Raw genomic sequence first — 593 nt, forward strand, 5'->3', positions numbered from 1 at the left:
TTTCTACCCATACTTACTACATGTCTCAGTTAATTATGCCAAATATGAAAATTAGAGAATTACTATGCGATCGCCAAAGTTTTGTTGGAAGTCGTGCTCCTTTAGAAGATAATGCATTTGTTCTTATGCGTTATGAAAACGGAGCTGTAGGACGATTATGGACGTCTTCTGTAAATGCAGGGTGCATGGATGGTCATAGAATTCGTATTGTAGGATCAAAAGGCAGTTTAGAGTGGTGGGATAGCAAACCTGGTGAATTAAAGTATGAAATTCAAGGAGAGCCTGGGCAAACTTTGATCAGGGCCATGCCTTATCTAGATGATAGCTGTAATGCGGACGAACGTTTAGGTGCATTGCATGTAGAGGGACTTTCTGAAGCTTGGGCAAATATATACCTAAAGTTTGCCACGGCAATAGATGCAAAGAACAGAGGCGATGAAGAGTTGTTAAAGAGCCTTGTCTATCCTGATATTAATGCTGGTATTGAAGGTATACGATGGATAGAAAATTGCGTCAGATCTGCTGATAACGGTGCTACTTGGATAGAATTTATCTAGAAGTTTAAGGCCCATCTAGATTCACTTGTTTAACGA

At 39.8% G+C, this 593-nt stretch carries 1 protein-coding gene; it reads left to right on the top strand.

Annotation, left to right across the window (positions count from 1 at the left end):
- Positions 1–557: Gfo/Idh/MocA family oxidoreductase (locus tag RB298_RS33360; protein WP_486050617.1), on the top strand; the 557-nt coding region annotated here is incomplete at its 5' end.
- Positions 558–593 lie beyond the last annotated feature (36 nt).

Source organism: Priestia sp. BR_2 (assembly GCF_041954005.1).
Lineage (GTDB): Bacteria > Bacillota > Bacilli > Paenibacillales > Paenibacillaceae > Paenibacillus_AQ > Paenibacillus_AQ lautus_A.